Annotated in this window: 18 protein-coding genes; 15 read left to right on the top strand and 3 right to left on the bottom strand. The window is 52.1% G+C overall.

The window, feature by feature from the left end; translation table 11 throughout:
* Positions 1–166 precede the first annotated feature (166 nt).
* The 14 genes from hflK to GFB57_RS02055 all read left to right on the top strand — a co-directional run bounded on the left by hflK (position 167) and on the right by GFB57_RS02055 (position 14,068).
* Positions 167–1,420 (top strand): FtsH protease activity modulator HflK, encoded by a 1,254-nt coding sequence (gene hflK, locus GFB57_RS02120; RefSeq protein WP_003025593.1) that lies wholly within the window; start codon positions 167–169, stop codon positions 1,418–1,420.
* Between the two features lie 2 nt (positions 1,421–1,422).
* Positions 1,423–2,427 carry a protease modulator HflC gene (hflC, locus tag GFB57_RS02115; RefSeq protein ID WP_003025595.1) on the top strand — a complete coding sequence of 335 codons (1,005 nt, stop codon included), beginning with the start codon at positions 1,423–1,425 and terminating at the stop codon, positions 2,425–2,427.
* 82 nt (positions 2,428–2,509) lie between these two features.
* A complete protein-coding gene (locus tag GFB57_RS02110; protein ID WP_003025602.1) occupies positions 2,510–2,707 on the top strand; it encodes a DUF2065 family protein in 198 nt (65 codons plus the stop codon).
* Positions 2,708–2,809: 102 nt separating this feature from the next.
* On the top strand, positions 2,810–4,108 hold the full coding sequence (purA, locus tag GFB57_RS02105; protein WP_003025606.1) for an adenylosuccinate synthase: 1,299 nt from the start codon (positions 2,810–2,812) through the stop codon (positions 4,106–4,108).
* A gap of 216 nt (positions 4,109–4,324) precedes the next feature.
* Entirely contained in the window at positions 4,325–4,750 is a 426-nt protein-coding gene (gene nsrR, locus GFB57_RS02100; RefSeq protein WP_003025609.1) for a nitric oxide-sensing transcriptional repressor NsrR, read from the top strand.
* Positions 4,751–4,906: 156 nt separating this feature from the next.
* On the top strand, positions 4,907–7,369 hold the full coding sequence (gene rnr, locus GFB57_RS02095; RefSeq protein WP_003025612.1) for a ribonuclease R: 2,463 nt from the start codon (positions 4,907–4,909) through the stop codon (positions 7,367–7,369).
* 70 nt (positions 7,370–7,439) lie between these two features.
* Positions 7,440–8,171, top strand: a complete 732-nt coding sequence (gene rlmB / locus GFB57_RS02090; RefSeq protein ID WP_003025615.1) for a 23S rRNA (guanosine(2251)-2'-O)-methyltransferase RlmB — start codon at positions 7,440–7,442, stop codon at positions 8,169–8,171.
* Between the two features lie 115 nt (positions 8,172–8,286).
* Complete coding sequence (locus GFB57_RS02085) at positions 8,287–8,691, top strand: DUF2170 family protein (RefSeq protein WP_003025618.1); 405 nt, start codon at positions 8,287–8,289, stop codon at positions 8,689–8,691.
* Between the two features lie 15 nt (positions 8,692–8,706).
* The gene (locus GFB57_RS02080; RefSeq protein ID WP_003025620.1) at positions 8,707–9,405 is read left to right on the top strand and encodes a PspA/IM30 family protein; all 699 of its coding nucleotides are present in this window, start codon (positions 8,707–8,709) and stop codon (positions 9,403–9,405) included.
* Positions 9,406–9,463: 58 nt separating this feature from the next.
* Positions 9,464–10,123, top strand: coding sequence for a YjfK family protein (locus GFB57_RS02075; RefSeq protein ID WP_003025624.1), 660 nt, complete (start codon positions 9,464–9,466; stop codon positions 10,121–10,123).
* Between the two features lie 19 nt (positions 10,124–10,142).
* Positions 10,143–10,541, top strand: coding sequence for a DUF350 domain-containing protein (locus tag GFB57_RS02070; RefSeq protein ID WP_003025626.1), 399 nt, complete (start codon positions 10,143–10,145; stop codon positions 10,539–10,541).
* Positions 10,542–10,550: 9 nt separating this feature from the next.
* Positions 10,551–11,192 (top strand): DUF1190 domain-containing protein, encoded by a 642-nt coding sequence (locus tag GFB57_RS02065; RefSeq protein WP_003025631.1) that lies wholly within the window; start codon positions 10,551–10,553, stop codon positions 11,190–11,192.
* Between the two features lie 2 nt (positions 11,193–11,194).
* Positions 11,195–12,361 carry a glutathionylspermidine synthase family protein gene (locus GFB57_RS02060; RefSeq protein WP_003025633.1) on the top strand — a complete coding sequence of 389 codons (1,167 nt, stop codon included), beginning with the start codon at positions 11,195–11,197 and terminating at the stop codon, positions 12,359–12,361.
* Between the two features lie 84 nt (positions 12,362–12,445).
* The gene (locus GFB57_RS02055; protein ID WP_003025636.1) at positions 12,446–14,068 is read left to right on the top strand and encodes an isovaleryl-CoA dehydrogenase; all 1,623 of its coding nucleotides are present in this window, start codon (positions 12,446–12,448) and stop codon (positions 14,066–14,068) included.
* Positions 14,069–14,153: 85 nt separating this feature from the next.
* Here GFB57_RS02055 and yjfN read toward each other — a convergent pair whose 3' ends face one another.
* Positions 14,154–14,429 carry a DUF1471 family protease activator YjfN gene (gene yjfN, locus GFB57_RS02050; protein WP_003025637.1) on the bottom strand — a complete coding sequence of 92 codons (276 nt, stop codon included), beginning with the start codon at positions 14,427–14,429 and terminating at the stop codon, positions 14,154–14,156.
* 147 nt (positions 14,430–14,576) lie between these two features.
* Positions 14,577–14,906, bottom strand: a complete 330-nt coding sequence (bsmA, locus tag GFB57_RS02045; RefSeq protein WP_003025640.1) for a biofilm peroxide resistance protein BsmA — start codon at positions 14,904–14,906, stop codon at positions 14,577–14,579.
* Between the two features lie 181 nt (positions 14,907–15,087).
* On the opposite strand from bsmA, the gene yjfP reads away from it, so the two are divergent.
* Positions 15,088–15,837 carry an esterase gene (gene yjfP / locus GFB57_RS02040; protein WP_003025643.1) on the top strand — a complete coding sequence of 250 codons (750 nt, stop codon included), beginning with the start codon at positions 15,088–15,090 and terminating at the stop codon, positions 15,835–15,837.
* Here yjfP and ulaR read toward each other — a convergent pair.
* Positions 15,834–16,589 carry an HTH-type transcriptional regulator UlaR gene (ulaR, locus tag GFB57_RS02035; protein ID WP_003025646.1) on the bottom strand — a complete coding sequence of 252 codons (756 nt, stop codon included), beginning with the start codon at positions 16,587–16,589 and terminating at the stop codon, positions 15,834–15,836. The two genes, yjfP and ulaR, sit on opposite strands and share 4 nt — an antisense overlap.
* Positions 16,590–16,598: the final 9 nt, after the last annotated feature.

Raw genomic sequence — 16,598 nt, 5'->3', positions numbered from 1 at the left:
TTTTTCGCCTCTATACCTTGTGGATTTTGTGCGGCAGGAAGGCGGCAAGTCCTGAAATCTCCAGGAGCATAGTCAACTATGTGACTGGAGTTGAGGGACGCAGCCAACGCATCGGCAGCGCAAAAGACGCAGGTATAGCATCGCATAACAAATATGGAGCACAAAAATGGCGTGGAATCAGCCCGGTAATAACGGACAAGACCGCGACCCCTGGGGAAGCAGCAAACCTGGCGGCAACCCTGAGGGAAATGGAAACAAAGGTGGTCGCGAGCAGGGACCTCCCGATCTGGACGATATCTTCCGCAAACTGAGTAAAAAGCTCGGTGGTCTGGGTGGCGGTAAAGGTACTGGTTCTGGCGGCGGTAGTTCATCGCAAGGCCCGCGTCCGCAACTGGGCGGTCGAGTCTTTACTATCGCAGCGGCCGCCATCGTCATTATCTGGGCGGCTAGCGGTTTCTATACCATTAAAGAAGCGGAACGTGGCGTGGTGACACGCTTCGGTAAATTCAGCCATTTGGTTGAACCGGGTCTGAACTGGAAACCGACCTTTATCGATGAAGTGACACCGGTCAACGTTGAAGCCGTGCGTGAACTTGCCGCATCCGGCGTTATGCTGACCTCTGACGAAAACGTCGTGCGCGTCGAAATGAACGTACAGTACCGCGTGACCGATCCGCAGCGTTACCTGTTTAGCGTAACCAGTGCGGATGACAGTCTGCGTCAGGCAACTGACAGCGCCCTGCGTGGGGTTATCGGTAAATACACCATGGACCGTATCCTGACCGAAGGGCGTACCGTTATTCGTAGCGATACCCAGCGTGAACTGGAAGAAACGATCCGTCCGTACAACATGGGTATCACCTTGCTGGACGTCAACTTCCAGGCCGCACGTCCGCCGGAAGAAGTAAAAGCCGCGTTTGACGATGCTATCGCAGCACGTGAAAACGAACAGCAGTACATTCGTGAAGCAGAAGCATACACCAACGAAGTTCAGCCGCGTGCAAACGGTCAGGCTCAGCGTATTCTGGAAGAAGCGCGTGCGTATAAGACTCAGACCATCCTGGAAGCACAGGGTGAAGTGGCTCGCTTCGCAAAAATTCTGCCGGAATATAAAGCCGCACCGCAAATTACCCGCGAGCGTCTGTATATCGAAACCATGGAAAAAGTGCTGAGCAATACCCGCAAAGTCCTGGTTAACGATAAAGGCAGCAATCTGATGGTTCTGCCGCTGGATCAAATGCTGAAAGGTGGTAGTGCGCCAGCAGCAAAGACTGACAGCAGTTCAAACCTGTTGCGTCTGCCGCCAGCAACGACTTCCAGCACTGGAGCAAGCAATACATCGTCCACCAGTCAGGGCGATATTATGGACCAACGCCGCGCGAATGCGCAGCGTAACGACTACCAGCGTCAGGGGGAATAACGATGCGTAAGTCAGTTATTGCGATTATCATCATCGTTCTGGTAGTTCTGTTCATGTCTGTCTTTGTGGTCAAAGAAGGCGAGCGCGGCATTACTCTGCGCTTTGGTAAAGTTCTGCGTGACGATGAAAACAAGCCGCTGGTCGTTGCACCAGGCCTGCACTTCAAGATTCCGTTTATTGAATCTGTGAAGATGCTCGATGCGCGTATTCAGACCATGGACAACCAGGCCGATCGCTTTGTTACCAAAGAGAAGAAAGACCTGATTGTTGACTCCTACATCAAGTGGCGCATCAGTGACTTTAGCCGTTACTACCTGGCAACGGGCGGTGGCGATGTTTCTCAGGCGGAAGTCCTGCTGAAACGTAAGTTCTCTGACCGTCTGCGTTCTGAAATTGGTCGTCTGGACGTGAAGGATATCGTTACCGATTCCCGCGGTCGTCTGACCCTGGAAGTTCGTGACGCGCTGAACTCCGGCTCTGCTGGCACGGAAGATGAAGTGGCGACTCCGGCAGCAGATAGCGCGATTGCCGAAGCGGCTGAACGTGTTCAGGCTGAAACGAACGGTAAAGTACCGGTCATCAACCCGAACAGTATGGCGGCATTGGGCATCGAAGTGGTTGACGTGCGTATTAAGCAAATCAACCTGCCTGCTGAAGTGTCCGAGGCTATCTACAACCGTATGCGCGCTGAGCGTGAAGCGGTAGCACGTCGCCATCGTTCACAAGGTCAGGAAGAGGCGGAAAAACTGCGTGCAACGGCGGACTATGAAGTCACTAAAACGCTGGCAGAATCTGAGCGTCAGGGCCGTATCATGCGCGGTGAAGGCGATGCAGAAGCCGCTAAGCTGTTTGCCGATGCGTTCAGTCAGGATCCTGACTTCTACGCCTTCATCCGTAGCCTGCGTGCTTACGAGAAGAGCTTCGAAGGCAACCAGGACGTGATGGTCATGAGTCCGGACAGCGATTTCTTCCGTTACATGAAGACACCGAGTTCCGCGACACGCTAATCGCGTTCCAGCGGTTTTAAAGCAGCAAAACCACCGGCATCTCCAGGGATGCGGTGGTTTTCTTTTTATATAAGGGCGATGGATGAATTCAACAATTTTGCTGGCGCTCGCGCTGGTTTTGGTGCTGGAAGGGCTGGGTCCGATGCTTTATCCCAGCGCATGGAAGAAAATGATCTCTGCAATGGCGCAACTTCCCGAAAATATTTTGCGTCGTTTTGGTGGAGGTCTTGTGGTTGCGGGCGTTGTGGTCTACTACATGTTGAGGAAAACGATTGGCTGATTAATAAGTAGACTAATTTGCGGATTTTCGCATGCAAAAAGTGCTGTATATCTGAAAAAGCGGTGGTAGAATCCATTTTTAAGCAAACGGTGATTTTGAAAAATGGGTAACAACGTCGTCGTACTGGGCACCCAATGGGGTGACGAAGGTAAAGGGAAGATCGTCGATCTTCTGACTGAACGGGCTAAATATGTTGTGCGCTACCAGGGTGGTCACAACGCAGGCCATACTCTCGTAATCAACGGTGAAAAAACCGTCCTCCATCTTATTCCATCAGGTATTCTTCGCGAGAATGTCATCAGCATCATCGGTAACGGTGTTGTTCTGTCTCCGTCCGCGCTGATGAAAGAAATGAAAGGACTGGAAGATCGTGGTATCCCGGTTCGCGAGCGCCTGCTGCTGTCTGAAGCTTGTCCGCTGATCCTTGATTATCACGTTGCGTTGGATAACGCTCGTGAGAAAGCGCGTGGCGAGAAAGCGATCGGTACTACCGGTCGTGGTATCGGTCCGGCTTATGAAGACAAAGTAGCTCGTCGCGGTCTGCGTGTTGGCGATCTGTTTGATAAAGCAACCTTCGCTGAAAAACTGAAAGAAGTGATGGAATATCACAACTTCCAGCTGGTGAATTTCTATAAAGTTGAAGCAGTTGACTACCAGAAAGTGCTGGATGATGTGATGGCTATCGCCGACATCCTGACCTCGATGGTTGTTGATGTTTCCGATCTGCTGGACCAGGCGCGTAAGCGTGGCGATTTCGTCATGTTTGAAGGTGCGCAGGGTACGCTGCTGGATATCGACCACGGTACCTATCCGTACGTAACTTCCTCCAACACCACCGCAGGTGGCGTGGCAACCGGCTCTGGCCTGGGCCCACGTTATGTGGACTACGTTCTGGGTATCATCAAAGCTTACTCTACTCGTGTAGGTGCGGGTCCGTTCCCGACTGAACTGTTTGATGACGTTGGCGAGTTCCTGTGCAAACAAGGTAACGAGTATGGTGCGACCACCGGTCGTCGCCGTCGTACCGGCTGGCTGGATTCCGTTGCTGTACGCCGTGCAGTACAGATTAACTCCCTGTCTGGCTTCTGCCTGACCAAACTGGACGTACTGGACGGTTTGAAAGAGGTGAAAATCTGTGTCGCTTACCGTATGCCGGATGGCCGTGAAGTAACGACTACTCCGCTGGCAGCAGACGACTGGAAAGGTATCGAGCCGATTTACGAAACCATGCCGGGCTGGTCTGAATCTACCTTCGGCGTGAAGGAACGTAGCGGTCTGCCGCAGGCTGCACTGAACTACATCAAGCGTATTGAAGAACTGACCGGTGTGCCGATTGATATTATCTCAACTGGCCCAGACCGTACTGAAACCATGATCCTGCGCGACCCGTTCGACGCATAATTCTGGTTATAGCGTGGCGTCTAATGGCGCTGCGCTTGCAATATCTCAAGCCGGATAAGGTGCTTTGCATCAGAATCCGGCTTAAAATCACGTAAGTTCCTCGCTTTTTTCCTTCCCGAACTGAAATAAATTAGCGACCTGGCTGGTGGCTGGTTTATCATCAATATAATTAATACCACCAGGTTTATCCGTTTTATCCCTTTTCCTGAGGTTGATGTGCAGTTAACAAGTTTCACCGATTACGGATTACGTGCGCTAATCTACATGGCGTCACTTCCCGAAGGACGTATGACCAGTATTTCTGAGGTGACAGAAGTCTACGGCGTGTCCCGTAATCATATGGTCAAAATAATCAATCAACTTAGCCGGGCGGGCTTTGTTACTGCTATTCGAGGAAAAAATGGCGGTATCCGCTTGGGTAAACCCGCTAAGGATATTGGTATTGGTGATGTGGTTCGCGAGCTGGAACCCTTATCGTTGGTCAACTGTAGCAGCGAGTTTTGCCACATTACCCCGGCCTGTCGACTCAAACAGGCGCTTTCTAAGGCAGTGCAAAGTTTTCTCACGGAGCTGGACAACTACACACTTGCTGATTTGGTTGAAGAGAATCAACCGCTTTATAAATTATTGCTGGTGGAGTAATGAAGTCCAAAGTATTTCGCGTCGCATCGCGGCGGCAACTGAGCGAGTCGCCAGGAGCTTACAAAAGTAAGTGACTGGTGGGAGCAAAGGCAGCCAACAAAGAGGCGTCGTGAAAGACGAAGGAATTCCATCAGAGCTGACAATGGAGGAACCTCAATGTCACAAGATCCTTTCCAGGAACGCGAAGCTGAAAAATACGCGAATCCTATCCCAAGCCGGGAATTTATCCTCGAACATTTAACTAAACGTGAAAAACCGGCCAACCGTGATGAGCTGGCCGCTGAACTCAACATTGAAGGTGAAGAGCAGCAGGAAGCACTGCGCCGCCGTCTGCGCGCGATGGAGCGTGACGGACAACTGGTCTTCACCCGTCGTCAGTGCTATGCGCTGCCGGAGCGTCTCGACCTGCTGAAAGGTACCGTTATTGGCCACCGTGATGGCTACGGCTTTCTGCGCGTTGAAGGCCGCAAAGATGACCTGTACCTGTCCAGCGAGCAGATGAAAACCTGCATTCATGGCGATCAGGTGCTGGCGCAGCCGCTGGGCGCGGACCGTAAAGGTCGTCGCGAAGCGCGTATTGTGCGTGTACTGGTGCCAAAAACCAGCCAAATTGTCGGTCGCTACTTCACCGATGCTGGCGTTGGGTTTGTCGTCCCCGACGACAGCCGTCTGAGTTTCGATATCCTGATCCCGCCGGAAGAGGTGATGGGCGCTCGTATGGGCTTTGTGGTCGTCGTTGAACTGACCCAACGTCCGACTCGCCGCACCAAAGCGGTGGGTAAAATTGTAGAAGTGCTGGGTGACAACATGGGAACCAGCATGGCCGTTGATATGGCCCTGCGTACTCATGAAATCCCATATATCTGGCCGCAGGCTGTTGAGAAACAGGTCGCCGGACTGAAAGAAGAAGTGCCGGAAGAGGCGAAAATAGGACGTGTCGATCTGCGCGACCTGCCGTTGGTGACTATCGATGGCGAAGATGCGCGTGACTTCGACGATGCGGTTTACTGCGAGAAGAAACGCGGCGGCGGCTGGCGTTTATGGGTGGCAATTGCCGACGTAAGCTATTACGTTCGCCCGCCGACTCCGCTGGACCAGGAAGCCCGCAGCCGTGGCACATCCGTTTACTTCCCGTCGCAGGTTGTTCCGATGCTGCCGGAAGTGCTGTCTAACGGATTGTGTTCGCTCAACCCGCAGGTGGACAGGTTGTGTATGGTCTGTGAAATGACCATTTCGTCGAAAGGCCGTTTAACCGGCTTTAAATTCTACGAAGCGGTCATGAGTTCCCATGCACGTCTGACCTACACCAAGGTCTGGCACATGCTGCAGGGCGACCAGGAGCTGCGTGAGCAGTACGCACCGCTGGTCAAACACATTGAAGAGCTGCATAACCTCTACAAAGTGCTGGATAAAGCCCGCGAAGAGCGCGGCGGTATCTCGTTTGAAAGTGAAGAGGCGAAGTTTATCTTCAATGCTGAACGCCGTATTGAGCGTATTGAGCAGACGCAGCGTAACGACGCGCACAAGCTGATTGAAGAGTGCATGATCATGGCGAACATCTCAGCGGCGCGATTCGTTGAGAAAGCCAAAGAGCCAGCGCTGTTCCGTATTCACGATAAGCCGACGACCGAAGCGATTAACTCGTTCCGTTCCGTCCTGGCAGAGCTGGGACTGGAGCTGCCAGGTGGCAACAAACCTGAGCCGCGCGATTACGCTGAACTGCTGGAGTCGATTGCTGACCGTCCTGACGCAGAAATGCTGCAAACCATGCTGCTGCGTTCGATGAAGCAGGCGATTTACGATCCGGAAAACCGTGGTCACTTCGGCCTGGCGCTGCAATCTTATGCACACTTTACTTCACCGATCCGTCGTTACCCGGACCTCTCCTTGCACCGGGCGATTAAGTATCTGCTGGCGCAGGAGCAGGGTCATAAAGGCAACACCACGGAAACGGGTGGCTACCATTACTCGATGGAAGAGATGCTGCAACTGGGTCAGCACTGTTCGATGGCCGAGCGCCGTGCTGACGAAGCCACACGCGATGTCTCTGACTGGCTGAAGTGCGACTTCATGCTGGATCAGGTGGGGAATGTCTTCAAAGGCGTGATTGCCAGCGTCACCGGATTTGGTTTCTTTGTCCGTCTTGATGAGCTGTTTATCGACGGTCTGGTGCATGTCTCCTCTCTGGATAACGACTACTATCGTTTCGACCAGGTTGGGCAGCGCCTGACGGGGGAATCCAGCGGTCAGATGTATCGCCTGGGCGATCGCGTGGAAGTTCGCGTGGAAGCAGTCAACATGGACGAGCGTAAGATCGACTTTAGCTTGATCTCCAGCGAACGTGCGCCGCGTAATGAAGGTAAAACTGCGCGCGAAAAAGCCAAAAAAAGCGATGCGGGTAAAAATACCGGTAAACGTCGTCAGATGGGCAAAAAGGTGAATTTCGAGCCGGACAGCGCTTTCCGCGGCGAGAAAAAAGGCAGAGCCAAACCTCAGGCGGAAAAGAATGCGGCTGAGAAGAAAGGCGACAAAAAAGCGAAAAAGCCATCGGCAAAAACGCTTAAAATCGCTGCCGCCACCAAAGCTAAACGTGCGGCGAAAAAGAAAGTCGCACAATAACTGCCATAAACAGTAAGTCGGGCAATCTCGTGTTGCCCGCGTTATGCATAAACTATTAACGAGTACATTCATGAGTGAAATGATTTACGGCATCCATGCGGTGCAGGCTCTGCTGGAACGTGCGCCTGAGCGCTTCCAGGACGTCTTTATTCTCAAAGGTCGTGAAGATAAACGCCTGCTGCCGCTGATCCACGCACTGGAAGCACAGGGTGTTGTCATTCAACTGGCTAACCGTCAGTTTCTGGATGAGAAAAGCGAGGGTGCGGTACATCAGGGGATTATTGCTCGCGTGAAGCCTGGGCGTCAGTATCAGGAAAACGATCTGCCGGATCTGATTGCTACGCTCGATCAGCCGTTCTTTTTGATCCTCGATGGCGTCACCGACCCGCATAACCTGGGGGCATGCCTGCGTAGCGCCGATGCCGCTGGCGTACATGCTGTAATCGTACCGAAGGATCGTTCCGCTCAGTTGAATGCAACGGCGAAAAAAGTGGCCTGCGGTGCGGCAGAAAGCGTACCGCTGATCCGCGTGACCAACCTGGCGCGCACCATGCGTATGCTGCAGGAAGAGAATATCTGGATCGTCGGAACCGCTGGTGAAGCCGACCATACTCTCTACCAGAGCAAAATGACCGGACGTCTGGCGTTGGTGATGGGCGCAGAAGGTGAAGGTATGCGCCGTTTGACCCGTGAACACTGTGACGAACTCATCAGCATCCCGATGGCAGGTAGCGTTTCGTCGCTGAACGTTTCAGTTGCGACGGGCATCTGCCTGTTTGAAGCAGTCCGTCAGCGCAGCTAAGCTTAATTTTCGGAAAAAGCCATCCTGATTCGGATGGCTTTTTTTTATCTTAAACAAGTATGATAAAGGCTGAAAAATGATATTTATTTCTAATTAACTAATATATGGGAAATATATGGCATGGAATCCGCAGGTGCTTGCTGAAGCACTACAAACTCTTCAAGAATTAAATATAGATATTGAAAATAATGAGCGGTCATTAATTATTAAAATGAATGATTATGGCGATTTGCCGCTCAGTGTGTTATTTACATCCCGCCAGATTATTATTGAAACCATTATTTGTCCTGTCAGCAGTATTCATCAGCAAGATGAGTTTAATGTTTTCTTATTGCGTAATCAGAAACTCCTTCCTCTGTCTTCCGTGGGGATTTCACGCGTTCAGCATGATGAATATTACGTCGCATTTGGGGCGCTTTCCCTGAACTCATCGTTGGATGATGTGGTCCTGGAGATGACGACGCTTGCGGATAACGCTCTGGATTTGGCTGAAATCACTGAAGAATACACTCACGAATAACAAGGAACGCTATTTATGGGAATTTTAAAAAGCCTGTTTACCCTCGGCAAGTCCGTACTTTCTCAGGCGGAAGAATCAATTGAAGAAGCGCAGGGTGTGCGGATGCTGGAACAGCATATTCGTGATGCGAAAGGTGAACTGGATAAAGCCGGAAAATCGCGGGTTGACCTGCTGGCACGCGTGAAGATGAGTAATGACAAGTTAAGCGATCTGCGGGCACGCAAATCCAGTCTGGAAACGCGAGTGCTGGAAGCACTGAGTAAAAACGCTAACCCGTCTCTGATTAACGAAGTTGCAGAAGAAATTGCCTGTCTGGAGAATGTCATTACCGCTGAAGAGCAAGTGCTTACTAACCTTGAGGCCTCTCGTGATGGCGTTGAGAAAGCGGTTAGTGCTACCGCTCAACGGATTGCACAGTTCGAGCAGCAACTGGAGGTGGTAAAGGCTACAGAAGCGATGCAGCGCGCCCAGCAGGCCGTGACCACGTCGACCGTGGGCGCGTCTTCCAGCGTGTCTACCGCCGCAGAGTCGCTCAAGCGTTTACAAATGCGCCAGGCAGAGCGTCAGGCGCGTCTGGATGCTGCCGCACAGCTGGAAAAAGTTGCGGATGGGCGTGACCTTGACGAGAAGCTGGCCGAAGCAGGTATTGGCGCAAGCAATAAAAGTTCTGCTCAGGATGTGCTGGCACGATTGCAGCGCCAGCAAGGCGAGTAATCATACGGCGATATATGCCAGCATCGACCGGAGGCTGGCACATCATTAAGGATAAATGATGACGAGTTTTTTCCAGCGTTTATTTGGTAAAGCGGATGTTGCTGCGCCAGTTCGCGGGCCGTTGGGGTTACATCTGAATGCCGGGTTTACGCTCAATACATTGGCGTTTCGCCTGTTAGAAGAGGCTTTATTGATCGAATTTCCCGGCGAAGAGTACACCGTCGCCGCGATTAGCCACATCGATTTAGGCGGCGGAAGCCAGATTTTTCGCTACTACACGTCCGGAGAAGAGTTTCTGCAAATCAATACCACGGGCGGCTCAGACATTGATGATATCGACGATATCAAATTTTTTGTTTATGCAGAAAGCTACGGGATTTCGCAGAAAAAAAACTGGCAGTCTGCTATTAGCCCATCCGCGATAGGTACGCCAACGCTCTCTTGGCAGGAAGAGCGCTGGCAGCGCTTTTTTAACGAGGAAGAGCCGGGGAACATTGAGCCGGTTTATATGCTGGAAAAAGTGGAAAATCATCAGCATGCCACATGGGATGTACATAATTTTACCATGGGTTATCAGCGGCAGGTTACAGAGGATACATGGGAATACCTGCTGTTGAACGGTGAAGAGTCGTTTAATGAGCTGGGAGAGCCTGAGTGGGTATTCTCGCGGGCGCTGGGTGTGGATATTCCATTAACATCACTTAATGTAATTGGTTAATTTCAGGGAAGGTTACACAATGCACATACTGGATTCATTACTGGCTTTCTGCGCCTATTTTTTTATTGGCGCAGCCATGGTGATTGTTTTTCTGGTCATCTACTCAAAAATTACGCCGCACAATGAATGGCAGCTGATTAAAAATAACAATATGGCGGCGTCGCTGGCGTTTAGCGGCACGTTGCTGGGTTACGTCATTCCGTTATCCAGCGCGGCAATTAACGCCGTCAGCATCCCGGATTATTTTGCCTGGGGCGGCATCGCGCTAGTGATACAACTGATCATTTACGGCGGCGTGCGTTTATATATGCCGGCACTGAGTGAAAAAATTATTAATCACAACACCGCAGCGGGACTATTTATGGGAACCGCCGCGCTGGCGGGAGGCATTTTTAACGCCGCCTGCATGACATGGTAATGGACGATCATGGCAAGAAAACGTAAATCCGGAAACAAAAACAGAACATCAGGGCATTCTGCTATCACGCGAATCGATCGCCCGGTTAACCCCTTTGTAAGAAAACGCAGTCGTTACAGCGGAAAGTATCTGACGCTGGCTATTATGGGCGGAGCGGCATTTTTTATCCTCAAGGGGTGTAGTGATGACGCAGGGGCAGACAACGATGGCGACGGTACCTTTTACTCAGCGGTGAGCGATTGTATTGATGATGGCAATAGCGCCGCCGTGTGTGCCGATGGCTGGAACAGCGCTAAATCAGAGTTCTACTCCAACCTGCCTATGCAAATGAGCAGCGAAAGCTGTCAGAAACAGTTTGGTAACTGTTATCTCGACAGTACCGATCACAGCTGGGTGCCGGTGTTTGCAGGATTTTTACTCAGCCGCATCGTTCGTAAAGATCGCGACGAACAGTATGTTTACCACAGCGGCGGTTCATCCTATGTTTCGCGTCCGGTCTGGCGTACGACTTCCGGGGATTACAGCTGGCGCTCCGGTAGCGGAAAAAACGATACCGCTACCACCCATAGCTATACGACGAAGAAAGCCTCGACGGTTTCACGCGGTGGCTACGGGCGTTCGTCCAGCGCGCGTGGGCACTGGGGAGGTTAACGATGCTGCGACATGATGTTCCTGTTCGGCAAGATTTGGACAGGATCGCTTACGATCACGGTTTCGATTTTCATATTATCGATAACGAAATCTACTGGGATGAGAGTCGGGCTTACCGCTTTACGCTCAGACAAGTGGAAGAGCAGATCGAAAAACCTACTGCGGAACTGCACCAGATGTGTCTGGACGTTGTCGAGCGGGCAGTTAATGATGAACAGATTATGCAGCAACTGGCGATCCCGCCGCTGTACTGGGATGTGATTGCCGAAAGCTGGCGCAATCGCGATCCCTCCCTGTATGGCCGCATGGATTTTGTCTGGTGCGGTAATAATTCTCCGGTCAAGCTGCTGGAGTACAACGCGGATACGCCAACGTCGCTCTATGAGTCAGCGTATTTCCAGTGGTTATGGCTGGAAGATGCGCGTCGCAACGGGGTGATTCCACGCGATGCCGATCAGTACAACGCTATTCAGGAGCGGTTGATCTCCCGTTTTGCTGAGCTTTATAGCCCGGATCCCTTCTATTTCTGCTGCTGTGAAGATACCGATGAAGACCGTACCACGGTGCTGTATTTACAGGATTGCGCACAGCAGGCCGGGCAAGAATCGCGATTTATTTACGTTGAGGATCTAGGGCTTGGCGTTGGCGGCGTTCTCACAGACCTTGACGATAACGTCATTCGTCGCGCCTTTAAGCTCTATCCCCTGGAGTGGATGATGCGAGATGAGAATGGCCCCTTGCTGCGCCATCGCCGCGAACAGTGGGTTGAGCCGTTGTGGAAGAGTGTGCTCAGCAATAAAGGGCTAATGCCTTTGCTGTGGCGTTTATTTCCCAACCATCCCAACCTGCTGCCTGCCTGGTTCGAAGGAGAAACGCCACAAATTGCGGTTGGTGAAAGCTATGTACGCAAACCGATATTTTCTCGAGAGGGGGGTAACGTCACCATTTTTGATGGTCAGCAACAGATAGTGGAGCATGCTGAGGGTGATTACGCGGAAGAACCGATGATCTATCAGGCATTTCAGCCATTACCGCGCTTTGGCGATAGCTACACGTTGATTGGCAGTTGGATCGTGGATGATGAAGCCTGTGGTATGGGGATCCGCGAGGATAATACTTTGATCACTAAAGATACTTCTCGTTTTATTCCTCATTATATTGCGGGCTAACCGTGCTTTTGTGATCTCCTTCCGTCGCGAATTCTGGGGTTCTGACCATACTTAAAGCGACGGCCATTGACGGAGGGAGACACAATGCACTGGCAAACGCATACCGTTTTTAACCAACCTGTACCGCTCAATAACAGTAACTTATATTTGTCCGACGGCGCGCTGTGCGAAGCGGTTATCCGTGAAGGCGCTGGCTGGGATAGCGATCTTCTCGCCAGTATTGGTCAGCAGCTAGGGACTGCCGAGTCGCTCGAACTTGGTCGTCTGGCCAATGCTTTTCCACCTGAACTATTGCGCTACGACCCGCAGGGGCAGCGGCTGGATGATGTGCGTTTTCATCCTGCCTGGCATTTGCTGATGCAGGGATTGTGCTCCAACCGCGTACATAATCTGGCCTGGGAAGAAGACGCGAGGCAGGGAACATTTGTTGCCCGGGCGGCGCGTTTCATGCTGCATGCGCAGGTTGAAGCAGGCACGTTGTGTCCGGTGACCATGACGTTTGCCGCTACGCCGCTGTTACTTCAAATGTTACCCGCCCCCTTTCACGACTGGCTGACGCCGCTGCTAAGCGACCGTTATGACTCGCATTTACTGCCCGCAGGGCAAAAGCGCGGGCTACTGATTGGTATGGGTATGACCGAAAAACAGGGTGGTTCAGATGTGCTGAGCAATACCACTCAGGCAGAACGTCTTGTCGACGGCTCGTATCGGCTGGTGGGACATAAGTGGTTTTTCTCCGTACCGCAAAGCGATGCCCATTTGGTGCTGGCCCAGGCAAAGGGCGGCTTATCCTGCTTTTTTGTACCGCGATTTTTACCTGACGGGCAGCGTAATGCCATCCGTCTTGAACGACTGAAAGATAAGTTAGGCAACCGCTCCAACGCCAGCTGCGAGGTTGAATTCCACGATGCGATTGGCTGGCTATTGGGCGAAGAAGGGGAAGGTATCCGCCATATCCTGAAGATGGGCGGGATGACGCGTTTTGACTGCGCGCTCGGCAGTCACGGCATGATGCGACGTGCTTTTTCCATCGCGATTTATCATGCGCACCAGCGACAAGTTTTTGGCAAACCATTGATTGAACAGCCGATGATGCGTCAGGTATTAGGTCGGATGGCGCTCCAACTGGAAGGTCAAACGGCGCTACTGTTTCGACTGGCGCGGGCCTGGGACCGTCGTGCTGATGCCAAAGAAGCGCAGTGGGCCAGGTTGTTCACGCCAGCAGCGAAATTCTCCGTTTGCAAGGTCGGTATGCCGTTTGTGGCTGAAGCGATGGAAGTGCTGGGCGGGATTGGCTATTGCGAGGAGAGTGAGCTGCCGCGCCTGTATCGTGAGATGCCGGTAAACAGTATCTGGGAAGGCTCCGGCAACATTATGTGCCTTGATGTATTGCGGGTACTGACAAAACAACCCGGCATCTACGATATGCTCAGCGAAGCCTTTGCGGAGGTGAAGGGGCAAGATCGACATTACGATCGAATGGTGCGTCAGCTACAGCAGCGTTTACGTAAACCCAGTGAGGCATTGGGACGAGAGATTACGCAGCAGCTTTTCCTGCTCGGTTGCGGGGCGCAGATGTTGCGTTATTCTTCTCCGCCAGTGGCGCAGGCCTGGTGCCAAATGATGCTTGATACGCGGGGTGGACTACGATTGTCTGAACAGGTGCTGAACGATTTGCTCCTGCGGGCAACGGGGGGGTTACGGTAATAACTTGCCTGATGGCGACGCGGGTGCGTCTTATCATGCCTACGCTCAGTCCAGGTCTGATAAGTTTACGCCATCCGGCAATCTGTTACGCATAAAGTATGGCCTGTACGCGCCAGTTGTCGGGCTGCTGGTCTTCGTACATCTGAATGATCCGATACCATGAGGCACCTTGTTCATCCGCTTTTAACGCGATTACACGTTCTACATCCTGCAGATTTCCTGCAATGTTACTGACAGAGATCAGGCCAATTTCGTTCAGGCCAGTAACGCAGTCAGCACTGGCGAATTCGGCAGACTGCGCCGTAGTGCCTGCCAGTCCGGCAGAAAGCAGCAGTGAGGATAAGGCAAGAGATTGTTTCATCGTCAGCTCCATTATTCGTACCCCTACACACGGCAGGGCATTCCATCGCGATAATAAACCTCAAGCTTCCTGCTGTTGGTTTATTGTGCACAGGTAAACGCATAGAGGCGCAAAGCAATGTAAAGCTGACTAAATTTCAACCCAATGTTATTTACGATACAAAATTGCCTGTGAATACCATTGGCCTGTCACGATGGTTTCATCTACTAATAAAACCACGTAGTAATCAGCTTTAGCCGCGACGGCTTTGGCACGGATCTCTGCCAGCGCATCATCCGGAGAGCCTCTTACCAGCGCGCTAACCGTCCCTAATCGCTGTAACCCATTACTCTGGTCACGGCGGATCTCCTGCGGGTGGTCGGCAACGGGCGGTGCGGGTTGCGGCGTTCCCTGTAGCACGCTACAGGCGCTTAAAAACATAACCAGCAACAAAGAGGCAAACCGACGCATAACTCTATCTCGTTTCCTGATAGCCATAGTGTAGTGCCTTATTAATTTCCCTTTAGGGGAATGTTCCCGAATTGTTATCTCTCACGCGATTTTCGAATGAAAATGTTGCGAAAGCGTAACCCAGTTCTCAACATTATGAATCATTACCGAACACATTCGCTTGCGTTAAGTATTGCTGCATGGCATACCAGAAAAAAAGGGGCAACAAATGATAGAAATTGAGACACGACAGTTAGCTGGTATCCCTGTCCTGCATGCCGTTCCGGCTGGTAAACGCGAATGTTCACTCCCTTGTATTCTCTTTTATCACGGGTTTACATCTTCAAGTCTGGTCTACAGTTATTTTGCCGTTGCGCTGGCTCAGGCCGGATTTCGCGTCGTCATGCCAGATGCACCCGATCATGGCGCCCGATTTAACGGTAATGCTCAGGAGCGAATGTTCCGCTTCTGGCATATATTGCAGCAAAACATGCAGGAGTTTACGACGTTACGTGCGGCTCTGGTGGCAGAAAATTGGCTTTCAGATGAGCGGCTTGCCGTCGGTGGGGCATCAATGGGAGGAATGACTGCATTGGGCATAATGGCGCGTCATCCTGAGGTTAAATGTGTAGCCAGCCTGATGGGCTCAGGATATTTTACCCGGCTTGCGCAGACGCTTTTTCCTCCTTTACTGGTTCAGACCCCAGAGCAACAGGTGGAATTTGATGCCGTTATCGCCCCGCTTGCCGAATGGGACGTTACGCATCAGTTGCCACGCCTCGCCGACAGGCCGTTGCTGCTGTGGCATGGACAGGATGATGATGTTGTACCGGCAGTTGAAACCTTCCGCTTACAGCAAGCGCTGATTCAGGCAGGTTTGGACAACAATCTGACCTGCCTGTGGGAAGCGGGCGTACGACATCGCATCACGCCAGAAGCGTTGGCCGCAACAGTGACGTTTTTCCGCCAGCACCTTTAAACGCGCATAATGCTCACGCCCTGAGCTTCAAGCTGTTGCAGAATCTCAGGGTTCGCGTTTTTACCGGTAATGAGCATATCGATTTGATCGGCGCGACTGAACAGCATCCCCGCGCGTTCACCGACCTTACTGCTATCGACCAGTACCACCAGTTTGCCTACCACGTTAAGCATCTTCTGCTCGGCCATCGCGGTCAGCATATCGGTTTTATACAGTCCGTCCGCGGTCAACCCTTTGCCGCTGGTAAACATCCAGTGTCCGGCATACAGGCTATTTTCACTGCCTTGCGGGCTAAGCGTGATGGATTGGCTTTTGTTGTATTGCCCGCCCATGATGATCACGCTGTCATGCTCCTGGTCGATCAGATAGTTCGCCAGCGGCAGATAATTGGTGATGATCTGCACCGGCTTGCCGCACATTTCGCGACCCAGCAGGAAAGCGGTCGATCCGCAGTTGATCACTACGCTTTCACCCGCATTCACAAGCTGGGATGCTGCCTTGGCAATGCGAACTTTTTCATCGTGGTTCTGCGCCTGGTGCAGATTCATTGGCGTCCAGCGCGGTCTCTGTTGGGTAATAGCTTCTGCGCCGTTGCGTACTTTCTTGAGTTTGCCGCTTTCGTCGAGCTTGTTGATGTCCCGGCGCGCTGTGGCGGGTGAAATCCCCAGACGCTCAATTACGTTCTCAACGGTAACAAAGCCCAACTGCGCCAGCATATCCAGCAATATTTGATGTCTTTGTGCTTCAGTCATGAGCTATTC

Origin of the sequence: Citrobacter sp. S39, from assembly GCF_009495675.1 — a bacterium.
GTDB lineage: Bacteria > Pseudomonadota > Gammaproteobacteria > Enterobacterales > Enterobacteriaceae > Citrobacter > Citrobacter freundii.
The sequence above is the reverse complement of the archived record's forward strand: the minus strand, read 5'-3'. Positions and strand labels throughout refer to the sequence as shown.